13 protein-coding genes are annotated in these 23721 nt (G+C 54.6%); 9 read left to right on the forward strand and 4 right to left on the reverse strand.

Going from position 1 to position 23721, the window contains the following annotated elements:
- Positions 1-2: 2 nt before the first annotated feature.
- The 3 genes from J2125_RS13050 (at position 3) to J2125_RS13060 (ending at position 1801) form a co-directional block, all read left to right on the forward strand.
- Positions 3-431, forward strand: coding sequence for a CidA/LrgA family protein (locus J2125_RS13050; protein WP_017799028.1), 429 nt, complete (start codon positions 3-5; stop codon positions 429-431).
- A complete protein-coding gene (locus J2125_RS13055) occupies positions 424-1122 on the forward strand; it encodes an LrgB family protein (protein ID WP_017799027.1) in 699 nt (232 codons plus the stop codon). Before J2125_RS13050 ends, J2125_RS13055 begins: the two co-directional genes overlap by 8 nt.
- 136 nt (positions 1123-1258) lie before the next feature.
- Positions 1259-1801, forward strand: coding sequence for a YfaZ family outer membrane protein (locus J2125_RS13060; RefSeq protein ID WP_017799026.1), 543 nt, complete (start codon positions 1259-1261; stop codon positions 1799-1801).
- A 65-nt stretch (positions 1802-1866) separates the two neighbouring features.
- Here the strand turns inward: J2125_RS13060 and J2125_RS13065 are convergent, their stop codons facing one another.
- From J2125_RS13065 to acs, 3 genes are all read right to left on the reverse strand, one after another.
- On the reverse strand, positions 1867-3528 hold the full coding sequence (locus J2125_RS13065) for a cation acetate symporter (RefSeq protein ID WP_017799025.1): 1662 nt from the start codon (positions 3526-3528) through the stop codon (positions 1867-1869).
- Positions 3525-3836, reverse strand: coding sequence for a DUF485 domain-containing protein (locus J2125_RS13070; protein WP_017799024.1), 312 nt, complete (start codon positions 3834-3836; stop codon positions 3525-3527). The genes J2125_RS13065 and J2125_RS13070 overlap by 4 nt, the downstream gene beginning before the upstream one ends.
- A gap of 138 nt (positions 3837-3974) precedes the next feature.
- Positions 3975-5930 (reverse strand): acetate--CoA ligase, encoded by a 1956-nt coding sequence (gene acs, locus J2125_RS13075; protein WP_017799023.1) that lies wholly within the window; start codon positions 5928-5930, stop codon positions 3975-3977.
- A gap of 520 nt (positions 5931-6450) precedes the next feature.
- On the opposite strand from acs, the gene gltP reads away from it, so the two are divergent.
- The 6 genes from gltP (at position 6451) to J2125_RS13105 (ending at position 22293) form a co-directional block, all read left to right on the forward strand.
- Positions 6451-7752, forward strand: coding sequence for a glutamate/aspartate:proton symporter GltP (gltP, locus tag J2125_RS13080; protein ID WP_017799022.1), 1302 nt, complete (start codon positions 6451-6453; stop codon positions 7750-7752).
- Positions 7753-7889: 137 nt separating this feature from the next.
- Positions 7890-8798, forward strand: coding sequence for an N-acetylmuramic acid 6-phosphate etherase (gene murQ, locus J2125_RS13085; protein ID WP_017799021.1), 909 nt, complete (start codon positions 7890-7892; stop codon positions 8796-8798).
- Positions 8799-8800: 2 nt separating this feature from the next.
- Positions 8801-10225, forward strand: coding sequence for a PTS N-acetylmuramic acid transporter subunit IIBC (gene murP / locus J2125_RS13090; RefSeq protein ID WP_017799020.1), 1425 nt, complete (start codon positions 8801-8803; stop codon positions 10223-10225).
- Between the two features lie 468 nt (positions 10226-10693).
- Entirely contained in the window at positions 10694-16816 is a 6123-nt protein-coding gene (locus J2125_RS13095) for an autotransporter outer membrane beta-barrel domain-containing protein (RefSeq protein WP_241763861.1), read from the forward strand.
- Between the two features lie 403 nt (positions 16817-17219).
- Complete coding sequence (locus tag J2125_RS13100) at positions 17220-20471, forward strand: autotransporter family protein (RefSeq protein ID WP_017799018.1); 3252 nt, start codon at positions 17220-17222, stop codon at positions 20469-20471.
- A gap of 277 nt (positions 20472-20748) precedes the next feature.
- Positions 20749-22293, forward strand: coding sequence for a methyl-accepting chemotaxis protein (locus tag J2125_RS13105; RefSeq protein ID WP_017799017.1), 1545 nt, complete (start codon positions 20749-20751; stop codon positions 22291-22293).
- 77 nt (positions 22294-22370) lie between these two features.
- On the opposite strand, the gene J2125_RS13110 is transcribed toward J2125_RS13105, so the two are convergent.
- A complete protein-coding gene (locus J2125_RS13110; RefSeq protein ID WP_017799016.1) occupies positions 22371-23543 on the reverse strand; it encodes an ROK family transcriptional regulator in 1173 nt (390 codons plus the stop codon).
- Positions 23544-23721: the final 178 nt, after the last annotated feature.

Below are 23721 nucleotides of genomic sequence, written 5' to 3' on the forward strand. Positions count from 1 at the left end.
TCATGGCGTTGGCACTGCAGCCGCAGGGCGCGGGAAGACTGCAACGTTTACAGGTACCGCTACAGGTGGCGCTTTATGCCGGGATGTTTATTGCATCGGAGCAACTGGTGGAGTGGCTGCATCTGCCGCTGCCAGCCAATATCGTTGGTATGCTGTTGTTACTGGCGCTGATTATGCTGCGCGTGCTGCCGCTGGACTGGGTGCGCGCGGGATCCAAATGGCTGCTGGCCGAAATGCTGCTGTTCTTTGTCCCGGCGGTGGTGGCGGTAATTAATTACTCGCAGCTGCTGCGCGTCGAAGGCTGGCGTATCTGCCTGGTGATCGCCATCAGTACCATTCTGGTGCTGGCTTCTACCGCGCTGGTGGTGGACAGGGTGTATCGCTTTGAAATCTGGCTGGCGCAACGTAAGCAGGCGCGCCGCGATGAGTGATTTTATCGTCAGCATGCTGTGCCTGATCGCCACCCTGCTGATCTACTTCCTGAATAAGCGCCTGTATCGCCGCTGGCATAAGCTGCTGCTGATGCCGCTGGTGATGACGCCGATGGTACTGGTGGCGCTGCTGATCGTGACGCATATCTCCTGGCAGGACTATATTGGCGAGAGCCACTGGCTGTTATGGCTGCTGGGTCCGGCGACCTTGGCCTTCGCCGTGCCGGTATATGAAAATATGACGATTATCCGTCGTCACTGGATGTCGCTGAGCGCTGGCGTGATTACCGCCACCACAGTGGCGGTGTGCAGTTCGGTGTGGCTGGCGCGTCTGCTGACGCTGCCGGAGGAGATTCAGCGCAGTCTGGCGGTGCGTTCGATCACCACGCCTTTTGCGCTGGCGGCGGCGAAGCAGCTTGGCGGTCAGCCGGATCTGGTGGCGCTGTTTGTGGTGATTACCGGGGTGTTTGGCATGGCGATTGGCGACCTGTTGTTTATCCGCCTGGCGGTGAAACAGGGACTGGCAAAAGGCGCCGGACTGGGGGCGGCCTCCCATGGCGCAGGTACTGCCAAAGCCTACGAAATGGGCCAGCAGGAGGGAGTGGTGTCCAGCCTGGTAATGATGCTGTCGGGCGTCGTGACGGTGGTTATTGCACCGGCAATCGGCCATATTATGTGGGCGACGATTTAGCCTGAGTAAGTGATCACTTACCTGACGCAGCGCAAAGTATCGTATATCCGGTTGTTAATTGGTTTTTTTTTCGTTTACCATTCCCCCTCGAAAATTAGTCAGTAAACGATAAGCCAGTTCACCATGGAGTTTGGCAATGAATAAAATTATTTTAAGCAGTGGCGTAGCGATGTTGTTGTTAGCGGGTTCAGCCCAGGCAATCGAAGGTGGTGTTGATGTGGGTGAGCACTACACCAACCTGAATGTCGGCCTGGGAACCACCACGCCAGGTCTGAGCCTGTCAGGTAACTGGATGCGCAGCGATCACGACGGCAGCGTGTCCGGTGTTGGCCTTGGTTATAACATTGAAGTCGGTTCGGTGTTTTTATCCCCCGGCGTAAAAGCGATGTTTATCAGCCCGCAAGATGCGAAAGACGGTTATGCCGTAGCCGTTGGCGGCGGTGTGCAGCTGCCGGTCACTAAAATGCTGGGTGTGTATGGTGAATACTATTACTCACCAGATTCATTCTCCAGCCGTATCGACAGCTATCAGGAGGCGTCGGCTGGCCTGAGCTTCACCCCGATTTCGCTGCTTAATCTGCGTGTGGGTTACAAATATCTGGCGCTCGACGGCAAAGATGGTCGTAAAGACAATGTACTGGCCGATGGCCCGTATATCGGTGGTTCAGTGCGTTTCTGATTTGCGCAGCGATTCATTCTGAGAAAGCCGGGCAATCAGATTGCCCGGCTTTTTTTATCGCCTTATCAATGCGCTTTGCTGCTCTGCTCAATACCCAAACCGGTTTGCGAACGGACAAACTGCGCCGGGAACAGTTTGCGTTCTGCGGCACCTTCAGCCGACTTATCGGTAATGGAGAACGCCCAGATGCCGATAAAGGCTACCAGCATTGAGAACAGCGCCGGATACTCGTAAGGGAAGATGGCTTGCTGATTGCCTAACACCTGCACCCATACCGTCGGGCCGAGGATCATCAGAATCACCGCCGTCAGCAGGCCAAGCCAGCCGCCAACCATGGCGCCGCGTGTGGTCAGTTTTGACCAGTACATCGACAGTAAAATAATCGGGAAGTTACAGCTGGCGGCGATTGAGAAGGCCAGTCCCACCATAAAGGCGATATTTTGCTTCTCAAACATTATCCCCAGCAGAATGGCCACGATACCGAGGATCACTACCGTGATTTTCGATGCTCTTAGCTCTTCACGCTCGGTAGCATGACCTTTGCGGAATACGCTGGCATACAGATCGTGGGAGACCGCCGAGGCGCCCGCCAGCGTCAGACCGGCGACCACCGCCAGAATGGTGGCGAAGGCGACGGCAGAGATAAAACCAAGGAACAGACTACCGCCCACCGCATTAGCCAGATGCACGGCCGCCATATTATTGCCGCCAATCAGCATGCCGGATGCATCTTTAAATGCCGGATTCGCGCCGACCAGCAGAATGGCGCCAAAACCGATAATAAACGTCAGGAAGTAGAAGTAGCCCATAAAGCCGGTGGCGTACAGCACGCTTTTACGCGCTTCCTTCGCATCATTAACGGTAAAGAAACGCATCAGAATATGCGGCAAACCGGCGGTGCCAAACATCAGCCCCAGACCCAGCGATAACGCGGAAATCGGATCGTGCACCAGTCCGCCCGGTCGCATAATTTCCTGGCCTTTCGGGTGTACCGCCATCGCTTCAGTAAACAGCGTATTAAAGCTGAAACCGACGGTTTTCATCACCATAATTGCCATAAAACTGGCGCCAAACAGCAGCAGCACTGCTTTGATAATCTGTACCCAGGTGGTGGCCAGCATGCCGCCAAACAGGACATACATCACCATCAGAATGCCGACCAGCACCACGGCGATATGGTAATCCAGCCCAAACAGCAGCTGAATCAGCTTACCGGCGCCAACCATCTGCGCAATCAGATACAGCGCTACCACCACCAGTGAACCACAGGCGGAAAGAGAGCGAATCGGTTTCTGTTTCAGGCGATAAGACGCGACATCGGCAAAGGTGTAGCGACCAAGATTACGCAGTCTTTCCGCAATCACAAACAGGATAATCGGCCAGCCGACGAGGAAGCCAAGCGAGTAGATTAAGCCATCGTAACCTGAGGTGTAGACCAGCGCCGAAATACCAAGGAAAGAGGCGGCCGACATATAGTCACCGGCTATCGCCAGGCCGTTCTGAAAGCCGGTGATATTGCCACCCGCGGTATAGTAATCACTGCGCGTGCGCGTGCGTTTGGCTGCCCAGTATGTGATGCCGAGGGTGGCGGCAACAAACACCAGGAACATAATGATCGCTTCGTAGTTAGTGGGCTGCTGCTTTACCGCGCCGGTGAGGGCATCGGCGGCCAGCGATGAGAGAGGGAGCAGCGCTAATGCTGCCAGCAGTGCATAACGCGCTTTCATCCTTTTACCTCGCTGAGAATCTGTTTGGTCATACGTTCAAATTCGCCATTGGCGCGCCAGACGTAAATTGCCGTGAGTACAAATGAGATCACGATTAACCCGACACCAATCGGAATGCCGCGGGTGACATTGGTGCCTTCATACAGCGGGGTGCCTAGCCAGTTGGGGGCAAAGGCGATAAGCAGAATAAAACCGACGTAAAGCACGAGCATAATGACGGAGAGTAGCAGGGCGAAAGCCTGGCGCTTGCGCACCAGTTCTTTAAAACGCGCACTGTTTTCGATCCGCTGATAAATAACGTCATTCATCACAGCATCTCCAGAGTAGGTGAGAGGCTATCTTGCTGGTCAGACAATGACTGCGCCGATAGCCCCTCCTGAACAGGGCATTTGTTATTATTTTAAAATCGGGATCCAACACCCTCCCGTCACGGGAGGGGGTAAAACTTATGGCATCTTAATGGTCTGTTTTTCCTCAACGAGTTTCTCAACGACGCCAGGATCGGCGAGGGTTGAGGTATCACCGAAGTTACTGGTGTCACCGGCGGCGATTTTGCGCAGAATACGCCGCATAATTTTGCCCGAGCGGGTTTTCGGTAATGAATCGGTCCAGTGCAGCACATCCGGGGTGGCAATCGGGCCAATCTCTTTACGTACCCAGTTACGCACTTCGCTGTAGAGTTCTGGCGTCGGATCCTCACCGTGATTGAGGGTGATATAGGCATAGATCGCCTGGCCTTTAATACTGTGCGGAATGCCCACCACCGCCGCTTCGGCAATTTTCGGATGGGAGACCAGCGCGGATTCAATTTCGGCGGTGCCAAGACGGTGACCGGAAACATTCAGCACGTCATCGACGCGGCCGGTGATCCAGTAGTAGCCATCTTCATCACGCCGCGCGCCGTCACCACTGAAATACATATTTTTAAAGGTGGAGAAGTAGGTCTGTTCGAAGCGGTCGTGGTCGCCAAACAGGGTGCGCGCCTGGCCTGGCCATGAATCGACAATTACCAGGTTGCCTTCGCATGCGCCTTCCTGCGGATTACCTTCGTTATCTACCAGCGCAGGCTGCACGCCAAAGAACGGCTTAGTGGCGGAGCCGGCCTTCAGCTCGGTGGCGCCGGGCAGCGGGGTGATCATAAAACCGCCGGTTTCCGTCTGCCACCATGTATCGACGATCGGGCAACGGCCATCGCCGATTTTGTTGTAGTACCACTCCCAGGCTTCCGGGTTAATCGGCTCACCGACCGAACCCATAATGCGCAGCGAAGAGCGGTCAGTGCCCTCAATCGCCCGGTCGCCTTCGGCCATCAGCGCGCGGATCGCGGTCGGCGCGGTATACAGCAGGGTTACCTTATGTTTATCCACTACTTCCGCCATCCGGCTCGGTTTCGGCCAGTTTGGCACCCCTTCAAACATCAGCGTGGTGGCACCGCAGGCCAGCGGACCGTACAGCAGATAGCTGTGGCCGGTGATCCAGCCAACGTCGGCGGTACACCAGTAGACGTCATCCGGATGGTAATCAAACACATATTTAAAGGTGCTGGCGGCATACACCAGATAGCCGCCGGTGGTGTGCAGCACCCCCTTCGGCTTGCCGGTTGAGCCGGAGGTATAGAGGATAAACAGCGGATCTTCCGCATTCACTTCTTCCGGCTGGTGGTGAGCGCTGGCGCTGTTAACCAGCTCGTGCCACCAGAGATCACGACCCGTGGTCCAGTCAATCTCTTTGCCGGTGCGGCGGAACACCACCACGTTAGTGATCGATTTCACGTTCGGGTTTTTCAGCGCGTCATCGACATTCTTTTTCAGCGGAATGGTGCGCCCCGCGCGAATGCCTTCATCGGCAGTGACCACCAGTCTGGCATTACAGTCGACGATGCGTCCGGCGACCGCCTCTGGCGAAAAGCCGCCGAAAATCACCGAATGCACCGCGCCGACGCGCGCGCAGGCCAGCATGGCGACGGCCGCTTCCGGCACCATTGGCATATAAATCGCAACCACATCGCCTTTGTTAATGCCCAGCTCTTTCAGTGAATTGGCAAAGCGGCACACTTCCCGATGCAGTTCGCGAAAGGTCAGGGTCTTACTTTCGCTGGCATCATCGCCCTCCCAGATAATCGCCGGATGGTCGCCGCGTTCGTGCAGATGGCGGTCCAGACAGTTAGCCGCGAGATTCAGCGTGCCATCCTCAAACCAGTTAATCGCAATATTGCCAGGCGCGAAGGAGGTGTTCTTCACGCGGGTATAAGGTTTAATCCAGTCAAGTATCTTGCCCTGTTCTCCCCAAAAAGCGTCGGGATCTTGTACCGACTGCTGATACATCGACTGGTACTGTTCTGCATTGATCAGGGTATTTTCCGCTATGTTGGCGGGCACGGGATGCTTATGTATTTGGCTCATGGCTGGTCTCCTTGAAGTTGTTAATATTATGTCAACCAAAAGTTAATTAAAGACAGGAATCACGCTTTGTTTCTTTTTTGCGCGACAGATCACGGGAATTATCGGCCTGAAATTTCCAGGATTATTACGCGCTTGCCATGCATACAGGTTGGGAATGTTCTCACCTGAAGTGTAGGAAAGGTCCAATTGCACTGCCCAAAAAATAAGCAAACGGCACTGGCTGTTATTTGCACAAAACTGCATAGCTATGCCAAATAGCGTATAAATATTACTTTTTATAACAGCAAGTTATGCTTTCCATAACTTATTAGCATTTTATCCTGCCGCACCGCCCGGCTGGCGCGCAAACGCGCCAAGGGTTGCTTTTATGCCAGTGAAAATGGTACTGATTACGCGCCTGTTATGCAGGCGTCAACCATCAATAACCCTCGATTTTATCGGATTACTGTCCGCCTCCCATGAGTGTAAAGCTTCCGCACGCAGTACGTGGAAGTGGGGTTTTGTTAAGGAATTAAGCGTTATGAAAGGTTTTAAAATCAGCCTTGCCTGGCAAATTCTGATTGCTCTGATGCTGGGGATCGCTGTCGGTGCGATTCTGCATAACCAGCCGGAGCAGCGTGAATGGTTAGTCAGTAACTTTCTTAGTCCGGCTGGCGATATCTTTATCCACCTGATAAAAATGATCGTCGTGCCAATAGTGATTTCCACGCTAATCGTCGGTATTGCCGGCGTGGGCGATGCGAAAAAACTGGGTCGTATTGGTGTCAAAACCATAATTTATTTTGAAGTGATTACCACCATTGCCATCGTGGTAGGTATTACCCTGGCCAATGTGTTCCAGCCTGGTAGCGGCATTGATATGTCGACGCTGGCAACGGTGGACATCTCTAAATACGAAGCCACGACAGAGCAGGTGCAGAGCGGTGCGCACAGTCTGGTGATTACCATTATGTCCCTGATTCCGACGAATATTTTCGCCGCAATCGCCAAAGGCGACATGCTGCCAATCATCTTCTTCTCGGTGCTGTTTGGCCTTGGTCTGTCGTCACTGCCGGCAGAACATCGCGATCCGCTGCTGAAAGTGTTCCGTTCAACCTCAGAAGCGATGTTTAAAGTGACGCATATGATTATGCGTTACGCCCCGATTGGCGTCTTTGCGCTGATTTCGGTAACCATCGCCAACTTTGGTTTTGCCTCACTGTGGCCGCTGGCGAAGCTGGTGATCCTGGTGTACGCCGCGATTCTGTTCTTTGCCTTTGTGGTGCTGGGCAGCGTAGCGCGTATCTGTAAGTTGCGTATCACTACCCTGATGCGCATTCTGAAGGATGAGCTGATCCTCTCTTACTCCACCTCCAGCTCGGAAACGGTGCTGCCGCGGATTATGCAGAAGATGGAAGCCTATGGCGCTCCGAAGTCGATTACCAGCTTTGTGGTGCCGACCGGTTACTCCTTTAACCTTGATGGCTCAACGCTGTACCAGAGCATCGCAGCGATCTTTATCGCCCAGCTGTATGGTATTGACCTGTCGATTGGTCAGGAAATCGTGCTGGTGCTGACGCTGATGGTGACCTCGAAAGGTATCGCCGGTGTGCCGGGCGTCTCCTTTGTGGTGCTGCTGGCCACGCTGGGCAGTGTCGGTATTCCGCTGGAAGGACTGGCGTTTATTGCCGGTGTTGACCGCATTATGGATATGGCGCGTACCGCGCTGAATGTGGTGGGTAATGCGCTGGCGGTGCTGGTGATTGCCAAATGGGAAGACCAGTTTGATAGCCAGCAAGCTGCCAGCTATGAACTGAGTCTGCGTACCCAGAGCGCGCAGTAATCTCTGACCCGTCCTCCCCGGACGGGTTTTTTCTTTAACAGCCTGCCCAATACGCTTCTTCTGGAATGAGTAATTCTTTTCATCATATAGTGTAAGGAATAAATTATTCCTGCCTGTCGATCCTGCCCGGAGCTGTAATGAAAATTGACCTGAACAATCTGATCACCGAAGGCCGCAATCCTGCCAGTGAAAATATTGATGAGTTGCCAACTGAGGCGATGCTGCGCGTCATTAACCATGAAGATCAGAAAGTGGCGCTGGCGGTGGAGGCCATTGTGCCGCAGATCGCCCGTGCGGTGGATGCGATTGCCGCCGCTTTTCAGCAGGGTGGGCGTCTGATCTACTCCGGCGCCGGGACCTCGGGGCGTTTAGGGATTCTGGATGCAAGTGAGTGCCCGCCAACTTTTGGCACGCCGCGTGAGCAGGTGGTGGCGCTGATTGCTGGTGGCCATCAGGCGATTTTGCAGGCGGTGGAAAATGCCGAAGACAACCGTGAAACGGGGGTAGCCGATCTGCAGGCGATTAACTTCAGCGCCAAAGATGTGCTGGTGGGCATCGCCGCCAGTGGCCGTACTCCTTATGTGCTGGCGGCACTGGAGTATGCCCGCCAGCTTGGCGCTACTACCGCCGCACTGACCTGCAATCCGGATAGCGCGATGGCGCGCATTGCGGATATTGCGCTGACGCCGGTGGTAGGGCCGGAAGTGATCACCGGTTCGTCACGGATGAAAGCAGGCACCGCGCAAAAGCTGGTGCTGAATATGCTGACCACCGGCGCGATGATCCGTAGCGGTAAAGTCTACAGCAACCTGATGGTTGACGTGGAAGCGACCAATAAGAAGCTGATTCAGCGTCAGGTGAATATCGTAATACAGGCCACCGCTTGCAGTGAACAGCAAGCGCAACAGGCGCTCAGCGCTTGTGACGGCCACTGTAAGACCGCCATTCTGATGCTGCTGGCGCAGCTGTCAGCCAGCGAGGCGCGTGCCCTGCTGCAACAGCATAACGGCTTTATCCGGCAGGCGCTGCCGCCAGAAGGGGTCTGATAATGGCAAAAATCACCGATGAGCTGATTCAGGCGATTTTGCAGGCGGTAGGTGGCGCGCCAAATGTGGTGCTATGTGGCAACTGTATGACGCGGTTGCGTTTTACCCTGCACGATCAAAGCCAGGTTCAGCAGGCGGAACTGAAGAGGCTGCCGGGTGTGCTGGGGGTAGTCAACAGTGACGACCAGCTACAGGTGATCCTTGGCCCCGGTAAAGCGCAAACTGCGGCGGAGATAATAAATCAGCGGCTGCAAGTCGCGCCGGATCTGAAGACGCTGGCGGCAAATAATAAGCAGCAGCAGAAAGCGCGCAATAACAGCGCCATTCATCAGTTTCTGGCGAAATTCGCCACCATTTTTACTCCGCTAATCCCCGGCTTTATTGCCGCTGGCTTGCTGTCAGGCATCGCTACCTTGCTGGAACAGCTTTTCCAGCTTAATACCGCAGGCGAACACAATGTGTTGCTGGTGCAGGGCATTGGCTATATGAAAATTTTCAGCAAGGGGCTGTTTACCTTTCTGAGTATTTTGATTGGCTATAACGCGCAGAAAGCGTTTGGCGGCTCCGGGGTGAATGGCGCGATTATCGCCTCGCTGTTTTTACTCGGTTATCTGCCCGATGCCACTGTGGGTTACTACGCCGGCATCGATAACTTTTTCGGTATGGCTATTGATCCGCGTGGCAGCATTATCGGCGTGCTGATGGCGTCGATTCTTGGCGCATGGATTGAACGACAAATCCGCCGCTGGATGCCGGATAGCCTCGATATGATCCTCACCTCAATGCTGACGCTGCTGATCACCGGCGCGATTGCCTTTGTGGCGATCATGCCGCTCGGTGGCGAGCTGTTTAAAGGTATGTCGTGGCTGTTTCTCCATCTGAATGGCAATCCGTTTGGCTGCGCATTGCTGGCGGGGCTGTTTCTGCTGGCGGTGATGTTTGGTATTCATCAGGGCTTTATTCCGGTCTATTTTGCGCTGATGGATGCGCAGGGCTTTAATTCGCTGTTTCCGATTCTGGCGATGGCGGGGGCCGGACAGGTGGGGGCGGCGCTGGCGCTCTATCTGCGGGCGGAAAAAACCTCAATGCTGCGCAGCCAGATTAAAGGGGCGATTATTCCCGGCTTTCTCGGTGTCGGCGAGCCGTTAATTTATGGCGTAACATTACCCAGAGTAAAACCCTTTATTACTGCCTGTATTGGCGGCGCGGCGGGTGGCTTCTTTTTAGGACTGGTGGCCTGGCTGGGATTACCGGTGGGATTAAATACCGTATTCGGTCCTTCAGGCCTGGTTTCATTACCGCTAATGACCTCAGATCAAGGTATTCTGGCTGGTATGGCGGTCTATCTCGCCGGAATGATGGTGGCCTGGGTGGCGGGATTTATCGCCACCTGGCTATTTGGCTGTAAGGATGTCGATCTCAGCTAAGCGGAATAGTTACCCCTTGTAAATAAGGGGTAACTATCTGGTTGAATTGTGAAGTTCCACACGGATTTAAACGGCAGCGAATGATTATATTTTGCCATAAACCCCTTAAATTTAATTAAAACTATTAAGCCAGTGTGTGGCCTGTATTAAATCACCTTTAGCAGTTATTTACCCCAGTCATCACGGTCAGGCAGCAGCGCATAAGCTGCCAGTTTGCTGTGCTTGTCAGGCGGTAGAGAGTTTATCGCTTTAAATTCGGCATTATAATTTATCTTTATTTAAAGGCTTTAGCGTAATAAATCTTGTCTTGCTATAAAGATTATTATTTCCTGTCGAAGCATCTTTCGGGTTAATTGAAATAAAACACTCCTTGTCGTCGGGGGAATAATGCTGCTTAAACTAAATTATATTTTTCGCTCGCTAATTATTTCTAAGATAAGTTTATTTGTCGCCTGCAATGCGCAAGCTGTGGTGCTGCAAAGTTTTAACCCGGTGGTAAATGATAATTTCACAGGTTCCGTGATTGTCTCTGGCACCTCGCAATCATTAACCGGCAATCAGCTATTTACTGCTGGCGCCAGCGCCAGCCAGGATACGACACTGAGCAATGTGAATATTACTGCGGGCGCGCAATTTCTTAATCAGCCGCGCCTGGAGCCGGGTCCGCAAAACTTTGCGATTACGGTCCCCGATCCGACCACTGGCGGAAATACTGTTTTTCAGGTCTATAACCCGGCGAATCTGGTCGCGCTGCCACCGGCGACAGGCAGCACCGTGGTGCCGGATATTATCAATGTGACTGATAACCAATATATTAATACGCAGATTGCCAGCGTCAGCAACGGCGGTACTCTGCTGGTTAATATTGGCAGCGGCACCGCCAGCAGTACGGCTAACACCCATGCCTGGTCGATGGCCGCCAAGCAAAGTTCACTGTTTAATGTCGACGGTAGCAGCGGCGCGATCAGCACCCTCAACTGGAACAATAATAACCGCATTACCTTTTTTGGCAGCGCTGCGACGCCGGTGAGTGGGACGCGTGCGCAACGAAGTTATACCGTTGAAGATGTGGCGACCTTTAAAGGGGCATTTAGCGTGCAGACGCTGGATGGCAGCAGCACCAGTTTTAATGTGACTAATGCCGCCGGGTTGAAAATCTATAATGACTGGCTGATCGAGCAACTGCAGGCTGGCAGGCTGGATAAAGCGCGTTACCTGACCGAGTTCAATAAAGCCTTCAGCAAGGCTAACGGTAATATTTTCTACGATGTAACCGCCACTGCACCGGATGAAGCAACGTTGCCGATTGGCAATCGGGTGCTGATCAATGCCAGCGGCGGCAATGCCCGCGTCAATATTGCGGCAGGCAGGACGCTGGAAGTCTCCGGCGCGACCGCAGGCGCCATCCGCGCCACCGGCGGCGCGCAGGTGCGCATTGACGGAAAATTGTCCAGTCATGGCGACGACACTGAAGGGATTACCGATAGTTCCGCTATCTGGCTGAGCGGCAGCAGCGCGCTGAACTCTGCAAGCGGCGTAATTAATGGTGGCTTTCTGAACCGTGCTGATGCCAGCAACAGTGGTATTGGCCTCACCAGCTATAACGCGAATGGCGTCAGGTTGCTGGATGGCAGCACTTTTACCAATAACGGGGTGCTGAATTTTGCCACCACCGGCAGCAACGCATCTGCCGGCGTTGCAGCGATTAATATTGGCGCGAACTCCAGCGCCAGCAACAGTGGCAATATTAACGTTGGCATTAATGGCTCCAGCGCTACCGGGATCACCTCCGGTGTACTGCTGAATACAGCGACCTCCGCGTTTACTAATCTCTCCGGCGGCACGCTCTATATTGGCCGTGGCCCGCAAAACAGCCTTACGGAGAGCGTCGCCGATACCGCGCTAAATCAGAGCGGGCTGAGCAGCGGTATTGCCGTGATTCAGAATGGCAGTGCGATTAACAACGGCAATATTGTGATTGGTTCACGGGTGCAGAACAGCGCCGGGATAGTTGTCAGTGGCGCACGGGACGCCGTGGTGCACAATCATCAACTGATTGACGTCAATGGCCGGGCGAGCAGTACGCCACGCGAAAACTACGGCATGCTGGTGATGAATTCTGGTTCTGGCGGCAATATTGCCAGTGATGGCACTATTAATCTTAATGGTATCAACGGAATTGGTATAAAAGTCCTCGCTACCAGCGGCAACAGTGCTGCGGCCAGCTCAACCGGCGTGATTAATGTCGCTGGCGCGGCGGACCCGGCCAGTGGAACGCGTAATTTTGGCGTCTGGGTTGAAGGGCAGGGCAATGGCAACGCGGCGGCGACCATCAACGGGCCGGTTAACCTCACCGGTAACGGCGCGATTGGCGTCCATGCGCGTGGACGTGGGGTGGTCACCGTTGAAAGCGCCGCAGCGCCCAACTTTAGCCAGGGCAGCAACCAGATCGGCTTCTTCGCCTGGGGCGCTGATGCCGATATCAATGTGGCGAGTAATACCTTATTAAATGTGGCGACCAGCGATTCGACGCTGTTTCGCGTGGAAGACGGCGCCGATTTCGATGGCAGCGATCTGCTGCTGACCACCTCTGGCGCCAGTTCTGTCGCGGTGCGCGGCAGCGGAACCGGCAGCAACGTTGATACCCACAATGCTGATATGACGATCTCTGGCAATGGGGCGATCGGGGCGATTATCGAAGGCGGCGCAACCGGGGGCATTGATACGGCCACCACGCTGACGCTGAGCGGCATCAATGCGATTGGCGCGATAGTTGATGGCCAAAAACACACCTTGAGCGGCGGCAACAGCGGCACGCCACTCGGCACGACTTCCCTGACGTCGGCTGCGGCGCTGGTCGCGGCGCAAAATGGCCTGACCGGCTATATCGCCCGTAATCTTGGCCAGTTGACTAATTCCGGTGAAATCACTTTTAGCGGCGCTAACACCACCGGCATTCTGGTGCAAAGTGGCGCGACCGCCACCAATACCGGCGATATTACGGTCAGTAACGGCGGCACCGGTATCCTGGTGAATAACGCCAGCCAGACCACCATCGCCAGTAACCGCGGAGTGATTAACGCCAATGGCGGCAGCGCCGCGGCGCGTACCCGGGCGGTTAGCGCCAGCGGGCCACTGGCGGTGGTGAATCTTAGCGCAGGCGCCTTAAATCTGAATGGCGTCGGGGCGCTGGGGGCGCAGGCGCTAAGCGGGGCGAAAATTAACCTCGCTGCGGAGGCTGTGCCGGTGTTTAACAATACGGATCAGATCGCTTTTCACGCTTCAGGCGCCGGATCGACAATTAACAGCGGCAGTGCTGATCTTGATGTCAGCACCGACAGATCTGGCGGTTACCGGATTGATAACGGTGCAGTTGTCAACTTTAGTGGCGCTAACCGCATCACCAGCAGCGGAGCTGACAGCACCGGCGTGATTGTCTCCGGCAGCGGCAGCAATCTGACCAGCGGTGACAGTGATTTTCTGGTCAGCGGTGCGGGCAGTACCGGTATTCGCATTGAGGGTGGCGGGACGGCAACCTTATCAGCCGATAGCGGCGTGACCATCAATGGTACGAATGGGGTTGGTATATTAGTCAATAACTTACGCACTGATTTAACCAATGCGTTAAACGGCGAGAGTGCTGCGTCGATGGTGACCAGCAGCGCTACGCTTGCTGGTAATGGCGCGAATGCGATTGGTTTTGATGTGGCCAACGGCGCCAGCTTAATTCAGCAGGGGAACCTGAGCCTGGATGGCGACAACAGCACGGGAATTCGTGCTCGTTCGGCGAGCAGCATTGTTAATAGTGGCGTAGTGAATATTGCCAATGGCAGCGGCATTGCTATCGGCGGCAGCGGCACAACGCAGGTGCAGGGGGGAACGCTGTCGGTTGACGATGGTATTGCCGGTGTGGTGGTCGGCAGTGAGGCGATGCCTGCGTTAAGCAACACCACGATCACCAGTGCTGGCAGCGCTCATGGCATTCTGCTTGATACCGGCGCTGGCGGGCTGGCGGCAAGCAACACCATCATTAACGTGCAGGGCGACAGTAATGGTCTGGAAAACACCGCTGAAACCGGTACGGTGACGCTGAACAATGTCGCGATCAATGTCGCCGCAGGTAGCGGTATCCGTACCGCCGTCAGCTTAGATCCCAGCTCAACCGTGACGACTACGGTTAACGGTAGCGGCACCGGCCTGAACTTTACGCAACTGAATGGTGATCCGGCTACGGCGGATTTAGTCCTGGGCGACGGCTATCAGTTTTCTGTTCAGGGCGCGGGGGCAACCGGTATCCGCGCTAACACTGTCGGCACCGTATATAACTCGGCTGATGTCAGCGTTCTCAATATGTTGGGCGGTTCGGCGCTGATGAGCAGCAGCGCGGCAAGCGTAATAAATAGCGGGGTTCTGAGCTCGCTAAGTACTGTCGCACCGGTGGTGGATTTACGCGGCGGCAACGCCGCAATCCTCGTGAACCACGGCGTCATCACAGCGCGTGATGCCACTGGGCTGGCGGTAACGGGCAGCGACAAAGACGATAACATGCAGCTGCTGGCGGGCAATATCCGTGGCGATATCGCTACCGGTGGCGGCAACGATGTTGTGCAATGGTCTGGCGGCAGCTTAGACGGCAGCCTGACGTTGGGGGCGGGCGACGCTAATCAGGCGCAGGTGCAGGGGGTTGATCTCAGCACTACACGGCATATCACCAGCGGTGAGGGGAGCGGTAACAGCCTCAGCTTTACCGATATTACCGCGCGAGGCGGATCCTTTTCGGCGGACGATGCGGCGAAAGGCGTCAATCTGGGGAGCGGCTGGAACGCTATTGCGTTGCAGCAGAGCCAGTGGACATTAACCGATAACCTGCAGCTGGCAGGCGGTGAGGTCAATATCGATAGCGCATCAACCCTGTATGCCGGTAACGATGTACATCCGCTGATTACCAGTGGTGCGGATAACGCGCTGACAGTGATCAATAATGGCGTGATCGATCTGACTAACGGCAGCGGATCGCCCGGCAATAGCTTGTCGATCAATGGCGATCTGGTCTCTGATGGAGGGCAGCTTAATCTGGTCACGCGCTTAAATGCAGGCGGGGCGCTGAACAACCAGCTGACCGACAACCTGCGAGTCACTGGTAATGCCAGCAGCGGCTCGACGCTGATCCATGTGGCGCTGGATGCGCTCAGTAGCGATGCGCTGACCGATCTTAACCATAACAGCAACATTGAAGCTTATGAGGGGATTTCGCTGGCGCAGGTGGCGGGAAACGCCAGTGCCGCCAGCTTTGCGCTGGCGGGAGGCTCGCTGGCGGCAGGGCCATGGCGTTATCAGCTCTACAGCTTTGCGCCTGGCAGCAGTGATGCCGATCAGCGGCGTGTTGCCGGCGGCAGCGATAATCAGTTCTGGGATTATCGCCTTGCCAACGTCTATCTCTGTGAAAACGATAATAGCTGCCCGCCGCCAGCACAGCCCGGTCAGCCGACACCGGTCTATCCACCGGCGCCGCCAGTGGCGCAGCACCCTTCGGCTCCCGGCAACCCGCGACTTGATAATCCGCCGCCGGATGGTTGCGTGGTTGACGGCATTGATCGCTGTGCGCCTGGGCGCCAGGCGGTTATCGCGCAGGTGCCTGCTTATACTTCGGCGCCAGTCGGTCTGACGTACTACACCGCCGCCATGATTGACGATCTGCATAAACGGCTGGGCGAGCTGCGTCAGCAGCAGAGGCGTGCAGATGGCAACGGCGCAGAGATGTTTGCCCGCTATATCGGCGCAGATCTCGATTATCAGTCCAACGTCGGCTTCAGAAACTTCGGTTATGACCTGGATATCGATTACAGCGCGTTGCAGATTGGCGGCAATCTGCTGCGGCTGGAGGGCGAAGAGGATACTTTGCGCGGCGGTATTGCTTATATCCGCGGTAATACGCGTTTGCGTCCCAAAGCGGCAGATGGCTACAGCAGCACCCGTTTCGACAGCAACAGCGTTGCGCTCTATGGCACCTGGCAGCGCCAGAGTGGCCTGTACGTTGATGGCGTGCTCTCTTTTGACTGGCATCGTGGTGAAACCGATACCGGCAGTAATAAAAACGTCGGCAGACCAAAAGGACGCGGCTGGAGCGCCTCGCTGGAGAGCGGCTATCCGTTTACGCTGGCGTATGACATCAGACTCGAGCCGCAGGCGCAGCTGATGTATATGCGGTTAAATATGAACGACTTTACCGATAAGCAGGGTACAACGGTGAAATATGACCCTGACGCGCAGACCATTGGTCGTCTCGGCGCGCGTCTGGATCGCAGCTGGAGTGATAACGGCAACCGTCAGTACACTCCGTACCTGCGCGCTAACTACTACCGGGGCTGGGGAGGCGCGACGAAGACCACCATCGGCGCCACCGGCACTGACGCCTTCGATCATACGTTCACTGGTGGCCGTTTCGGGCAGATGGCGGAAGTGGGTGTCGGCGGCACCACCACTTTTAAAAATGATCTTTCACTGTATGCGGAAGCGGATTACCGCAAAGAGATCAACAGTAATGGCGCCAGAGGCTGGCGATATAATATTGGCGTACGCTGGCAATTTTAATTTAAGTCCAGTGAATATTTAATAGTTGTCTTGATATTAATATTCCATAATTGTTTTTTCTGATAAATAAATGTGAACTATATCGCGATATCGTTAATTGTTGTTCATTTGTGTGTTTTTATGCGCTATTAATTTGGTTGTTTGTAAAAGTTTTTTTCTTGCTGGTAATCGATGTCATTCTGTTTAACTCAATTCTTATTTTAAAGGTTGTTAAAACTATCTTCTCTTCAAGAAATAGATGGATTGAGCACCAGGCTAATACAGAAAAATAACCTGGCGCTGTCGTTCTGTTTGGGGCGGGGTGGTGGGGATTATCTTGATATGAAAATAATCATTCCCGACCGGAACATCGCTCACCATTTTATTTATTAAAGGGAAAGTCAATCTGGCTGGAGGAATAACAATGTTTAAGTTAAATCCGGTTGTAAGTGGGATAATCTCATTTTGTGCGTCCTCTTATATTGTCGCTGCGGTTGCTGTTGAGTATACCAACCACGGCGTCAGTCCTGCTGATGTCTTTACTGCGGAGGGTGAAGTTGTCGAGGTTAATGATGCAAACATTATTCCTTATCGTATGGATGATGGCGCTCAGCTGACTATCACCGGCTCAGCGTCCGGCTCGCCTAATCTTATTCCTTCAAGTTTCACGCTGAATGCTCCTGCCAGTATTGGCGTGATTATTTCTGGCCCTGGCAGTGTACTGAATTCTGACTCTGCTGCTTATAACCTTGTGGGTGAGACAAGCAATGCGATCCGTATTGAAGGCGGCGGCACGGGAACGCTGACTGAAAGAACCAGTATTAATATTGATGGTGAGCTGAGTACCGGTGTATTAGTGAATAATGTCAGATCCGATCTGAACAATATCCCGATTGATGGTTCGTCTGCGGCTACCCAGCTGACCAGTAGCGCATCGATTATCAGTTCAGCTGGTGCGGCAAATGCTGCTGGCTACAGCGTGCAAAATGGCGCCAGTTTAATCTTAACACCGCAAAGTCAGCTGATTATGCACGGCGATGACAATATTGGTATCTCCATGACTAATGGTGGCAGCGTCACCAATAACGCGGCAATGACGATAGATAACGGCATCGGACTGGATGTTAACGGCAGTGGCGCTGCGCAGATGCAGGGGGGAACGATTAATGTCACTACCGGTGATGCCGGGGTGCGTGTCAGTGATGGCGGGCAACTGGCGTTAAACAATGCCACCATTAACAGCGCGGGTACGGCAAACGGCGTCTGGCAGTTGCCGGATGCGGCGGGGATAACCGCCACGAATACCATTATCAATACCAGCGGCAGTGGCGCAGGTTTTTTCTTCAGCACTGAGGATGGATCTTTAACCGATGCTGATCTGAACGTGCCAGCGGGTTTTCAGATTAATGTGCAAGGCGATGCTGCGATGGGGATTAGCGCCAACACCACTGGCCGCATTGAAAACCATGCCAATGTTAATATTAACAATGCTGCTGGTGGCCCGGCGCTGTTTAGCGCCAACAGTGGCGAGGTGTTCAATGACGGGCTGCTGCAATCGCAAAGCACAGAAGCGCCGGTGGTGAATTTACTGGCTGAAGCGCCCGCCAGCCTGGAAAACCACGGCAGGATTGTATCTTTATCCACTGACAGTGCTACACCGGCGGTCGTCCTGATGTCCGAGTCCGTCGCCGCACAGGTGGATAACTATGGCACCATTGCGGCTGCGGACCCTGGCTTGCCTGCAATCGTCACCGGTGAGGGCAATGATACTATCAGCCTGCTTGATGGCGATGTGGTCGGCGATATCAATACTGGTGATGGCGACGATACGCTGCAGTGGACCGGGGGCAGTTTAAACGGCAGCCTGACGCTGGGGGCTGGCGAGCGTAACCTGGCCCAGATACAAGGGGTTAATCTCGATAATACGCGCCATATTACCAGTGAGGCCGGTGGGGAAGGCAGTGATAATACTCTGATACTGGAGTCGCTGGAGGGGCGTGGCGGCTCGTTTGATGAAGATGATCCCACCAAAGGCGTCAATCTTGGCAATGGCTGGAATACGATTTATTTTGCCAACAGCCAGTGGACACTGACTGATGACCTGACAACCGCAGGTAGCGAAGTCAATATTGACTCGGGTTCCACCCTGTTTGCCGGTAACAGTGTTAATCCGTTTATTCACGCTGATGTTAATAATTCCGGCACCATCGACTTAACCAACGGCAGCGGCTCGCCGGGAAATGTTCTCTCCGTTGACGGCAACCTTAATTCAACAGGCGGAGTCGTGAAACTGCAGACGCGTTTCAATCAGGGCGGCGCACTAAGCAATCAGTTTACCGATAACCTGCAAATATTCGGCGATGCAACGGGAACCACGCTGCTGGATATCACGCCTGCAAGTCAAAGTACTGGCGCCAGCACCGATACCAATGCTTCCGGTAGCGTCGACAATAATGAAGGGATCTCGGTGGCGCAGGTCATCGGCTCAGCCAATGCGAATAGTTTTGCCCTGCAAGGCGGTTATGCGGCAGTGGGACCCTGGCGTTATAACTTATACAGCTTTGCTCCCGGCAACAGCGACGCCAGTCAGTCGCGTATCGTGGGCATTGGTGACCAGTTCTGGGATTACCGTCTGGCGAATAGCTTTATTAATGAAGATGGCAGTACGGGGGGGACTGGCGGACGTCCGCAAGTTATCCCGCAGGTGCCCTCTTATATTTCCGCACCGGTCGGCCTGGCCTACTACACCACCGCAATAGTCGACGATCTGCATAAACGGCTCGGTGAATTGCGCCGCCAGCAAACTTCCGCCGATAACCCTGATAATCTCGGCGGTGAAATGTTCCTGCGCTATATCGGTTCCAACCTCGAGCATAAAACCAATCTCGATTTTACCAACTTTGGTTATGATCTGGATATTGACTACAACGCAGTGCAGGTGGGCGGTAATGTTATCAGGCTGGATGGCGCATCTGACAGTCTGCGTGGCGGCCTCGCTTATACCCTGGGGCACACCCGTTTATCGCCGCATGCCGCCGATGGCTTCAGTCGTACCGCATTCGACAGCAATAGCGTGTCGCTGTACGGCACCTGGCTGCGTGACAATGGTTTCTATGTTGATGGATCGCTGTCTATGGACTGGCATCGTGGCGACACGGATATCAGCCGCGAACGCAAAGTCGGCAAAATCAAAGCGCGCGGCTGGAGCACTTCAGTCGAAACCGGTTACCCGTTTATGCTGCAGAATGATTTCCAGCTTGAACCGCAGGCGCAGATCACTTATTTGCGTCTGAATATGGATGATTTTACCGATCACGATGGCACGACGGTGAAATACGACAGCTACAGTCAGACCATTGGCCGCCTGGGCGCGCGCCTGGATCGCAGCTGGAGCGACAATGGCGGACGTGAGTACACCCCATGGTTACGCGTTAACTACTACAAAGGCTGGGGCGGCGCGGCAAAGACTACGATAGGCGCGGAAGCGGGCGGCAACAGTGTTGACTACACCTTTGATGGTGGTCGCTTTGGTCAGATGTGGGAAACCGGTGTCGGAGGCTCAGTAAGCTTTAAAGGGGGTCTGGCGCTGTATACGGAGGCGGATTACCGTAAAGAGCTTGGTGACAGCGGCACCAAAGGCTGGCGCTATAGTGTCGGGCTGCGCGGGCAGTTCTGACGGTTAACTTAATGCCGGGCGGCAGGACGGCTGCCCGGCAAAACATTCATTTTATTTATTCTAAAGAGGATCTTAACAGAAATGGCTAAGCCATTTGTCGGTTAATGATTACGCTGCGTGACCAATACCTGCGCCATACCTGAATTCATCACTGTTATCGCCATCACGAAATTTTTCCCCTGGGTGACTAAAGTTCCTCGCCACTGCCGCCGAAAATATAAAAAAAAGTAATCGTTCTTTTACACAAGGCATGCTCACCCCCTAAAGGACTTAACCCATGCGTAACAACCAGCCCGTCACCCAGCAAGAGTATGTGTTTGATAACGATGCGACATTGATGTCCACCACCGACCTCAATAGCTACATTACCTACGCCAATGATGCGTTTATTGAGGTCAGTGGTTTTACACCGGAAGAGATTAACGGCCAGCCACACAATATGGTGCGTCATCCGGATATGCCGCCGGAAGCCTTTGCCGATATGTGGTCAACACTGAAGCATGGTGAACCCTGGACTGCGCTGGTGAAAAACCGCCGTAAAAATGGCGATCACTACTGGGTGCGCGCCAATGCCATCCCGGTGGTGCGCAACGGTAAGGTGCATGGCTATATGTCGGTGCGCACCAAGCCGACGGCGGAAGAGATACGGCAAACCGAGCAGCTGTACCGTGAATTCCGTGAGGGAGAGGGTAAAAACCGCCGTTTCCATAAAGGCCTGATTGTCCGTACCGGTATCATGAGCTGGCGTTCCATATTACAGACTCTGCCGCTACGCTGGCGTATTCGCAGCACCCTGATGACGCTGTTGCCGGTAAGTGTGACGGGTGTCTGGCTGCTGGGTGTCGCTGGTGGTCAGGTGGCGGCCTTCACCGCCGGAATGGCGCTGCTGCTGCTGCTGGCCGGCAGCTGGCTGGAGTATCAGATTTCACGCCCTATCGAGCAGGTCTGTAAGCAGGCGCTTAGTGTCGCCACCGGCACCAGCCATAAAGTTGACCAGATGGATCGTGTCGATGAAGTAGGGATGACGTTGCGTGCGATTGGCCAGCTGGGTCTGATGTTTCGCTGGCTGGTGGATGATGTCAGCGGGCAGGCGATCAATGTGCTGAGCGCCAGTGATGCGATTGCACAGGGCAATAACGATCTTAGCCGCCGCACTGAGCAGGCTGCGGCCAATGTCCAGCAGACTGCGGCGACGATGAATGAAATGACCGCCACCGTTAAGAGCAACACGGAAACCGCCGCGCAGGTCAATAACCTGTCGATGTCGACCAGCACCGCAGCAGTCGCTGGTGGTAAAGCGATGAGCGACATGATCACCATGATGGCGGAAATTACCGACAGTTCGAAGAAGATTGCCAATATTACCAGCGTAATCGACGGTATTGCTTTCCAGACCAATATTCTGGCGCTTAATGCGGCGGTAGAAGCGGCGCGCGCCGGTGAGCAGGGGAAAGGCTTTGCTGTGGTCGCCGGGGAAGTGCGTAGTCTGGCGCAGCGTAGCGCCAGTGCCGCCAGCGAAATCAAAACCCTGGTGGAGACCAGTGCAACGCGGGTAAGAATCGGCACCGAACATGTTAACGACGCGGGTAAAACCATGGAGAGCATTGTTTCGCAGGTGCAGAATGTCACCGGATTGATCTCGCAGATCAGTTCCGCTACTGCCGAGCAGGCGACCGCGCTCTCTGAAGTAAGTCTGGCGGTGGAAGATCTGGATAATATTACCCATCAGAACGCCGCACGCGTGCAGGAAGGGGCTGAAGCTTCAGATCGTATGTCGCGTCAGGCCACCCGGCTGGTTGAGGCGATTAGCGTCTTTCGTTAAGCCTCATAGGGGATAAGCCTTGTTGGGGAGCCGTTTTCGGCTCCCATAAAGCAGCACGGGCGGCGAGAACGCCGCCCCTACTTGAGAAGGACGTTATATTGCGGATTAAATTCATCAAAGATCGGCAGGGCGGCGGCGCCCAGCGCGGCGGTGTCGCTGCCGGTCATCCCCATCTTCACCCGCATATCATCGAGATAACGGCTGCGCACCGATTTGTGCAGCGGGAACAGACGCTTAACGATCTTCTGTAATAACGGTTGCGGCATCATGCCGCCAATAATCACCGTTTCAGCATCGAAAATACATTCGATCATATTGATCGCGCGACGCAGCGGCGGCAGCACACTCAGGATCCAGCTATCAAACAGATCCTCATCCACAGCCAGCAGATCATCAGGTAGCGCGATCATGGGATCGAGGCCACAGTGCTCATAGGCCGCCTGTAGCGACACATAGCGCTCAAGACAGCCATGATTGCCGCAGTAGCACTCACGGCCATCGTGTTCAATCACAATATGTCCCACTTCCCCGGCGTTATGGGCATGACCGGTGTAGATATGGCCGTCAGTAAAAATCCCGGCGCCAAGACCGGTGCCAATATAGAGATAAATAAAAGAGTTTAGCTGGCGCGCAACACCATGAAAACGTTCACCAATCGCCGCGACTGTGGCGTCATTTTCCAGCGTCACCGGCAGCCCGCTGGCGTGATTCAGATGGGCGACAACATCGACATTTTCCCAGCCGTGCAGGGTGGTCGGGCCGAGTGATGAGAGACCTTCGACGCCAAACGGTCCCGGCATCACCACGCCAATCCCCAGCACTTTGCGCCAGCTGGCCGCCAGCTGCTGTTTGATCTCCTCCAGCAGCGTAACGATCAGCGCCAGTGTTGCACCTGGCTGGGGCTTTTGCACCATCACAAGGCGGCGAAAATGGATCGCGCCGGTAAGATCAACCAGCACTATCAGCAAGGTTTGATGATCAAGATGGATGCCGATCGACCAGGCGCTGGCCGGATTGAGGGTGATCGGGATCGCCGGCTGTCCGCGCCCGCTGACTTTACGTGGCGAGTGCGACGACAGAATATCCGCCTGCTGCAACTCCGCGACAATATTGGACACCGTTTGCGGCGTCAGGGCGGTTAAACGCGCCAGCTCCGCCCGCGTCAGTTCACCGTTAAGCCTGATAGCCTCAATGATAACGCGTCGGTTATGAGCGCGTGCATGTTCCAGATTGGTTCCCGAAGTTCCCATTAATGATTTCCCTGCTGGGCGCGATACTTTGCCTGCAGTATGTGATCGCGCTTACGGTCGGGCAAACGAATTCTTGATCGCCGCCGCAATTCCACGCGGATTCATTGGGCAAATGAGCATCAGCATGCAAAGTTAAATTATGCAGCTTACGAGGCTTATCAAATAAACTGGCACGTGG

The organism is Winslowiella toletana (genome assembly GCF_017875465.1).
Lineage (GTDB): Bacteria > Pseudomonadota > Gammaproteobacteria > Enterobacterales > Enterobacteriaceae > Erwinia > Erwinia toletana.

Excerpts from the sequence above, each read along its gene's own strand:
- J2125_RS13050 (WP_017799028.1), top strand. The coding sequence starts at position 3 with ATGGCGTTGGCACTGCAGCCGCAGGGCGCGGGAAGACTGCAACGTTTA.
- J2125_RS13055 (WP_017799027.1), top strand. The coding sequence starts at position 424 with ATGAGTGATTTTATCGTCAGCATGCTGTGCCTGATCGCCACCCTGCTG.
- J2125_RS13060 (WP_017799026.1), top strand. The coding sequence starts at position 1,259 with ATGAATAAAATTATTTTAAGCAGTGGCGTAGCGATGTTGTTGTTAGCG.
- J2125_RS13065 (WP_017799025.1), bottom strand. The coding sequence starts at position 3,528 with ATGAAAGCGCGTTATGCACTGCTGGCAGCATTAGCGCTGCTCCCTCTC.
- J2125_RS13070 (WP_017799024.1), bottom strand. The coding sequence starts at position 3,836 with ATGAATGACGTTATTTATCAGCGGATCGAAAACAGTGCGCGTTTTAAA.
- acs (WP_017799023.1), bottom strand. The coding sequence starts at position 5,930 with ATGAGCCAAATACATAAGCATCCCGTGCCCGCCAACATAGCGGAAAAT.
- gltP (WP_017799022.1), top strand. The coding sequence starts at position 6,451 with ATGAAAGGTTTTAAAATCAGCCTTGCCTGGCAAATTCTGATTGCTCTG.
- murQ (WP_017799021.1), top strand. The coding sequence starts at position 7,890 with ATGAAAATTGACCTGAACAATCTGATCACCGAAGGCCGCAATCCTGCC.
- murP (WP_017799020.1), top strand. The coding sequence starts at position 8,801 with ATGGCAAAAATCACCGATGAGCTGATTCAGGCGATTTTGCAGGCGGTA.
- J2125_RS13100 (WP_017799018.1), top strand. The coding sequence starts at position 17,220 with ATGTTTAAGTTAAATCCGGTTGTAAGTGGGATAATCTCATTTTGTGCG.
- J2125_RS13105 (WP_017799017.1), top strand. The coding sequence starts at position 20,749 with ATGCGTAACAACCAGCCCGTCACCCAGCAAGAGTATGTGTTTGATAAC.
- J2125_RS13110 (WP_017799016.1), bottom strand. The coding sequence starts at position 23,543 with ATGGGAACTTCGGGAACCAATCTGGAACATGCACGCGCTCATAACCGA.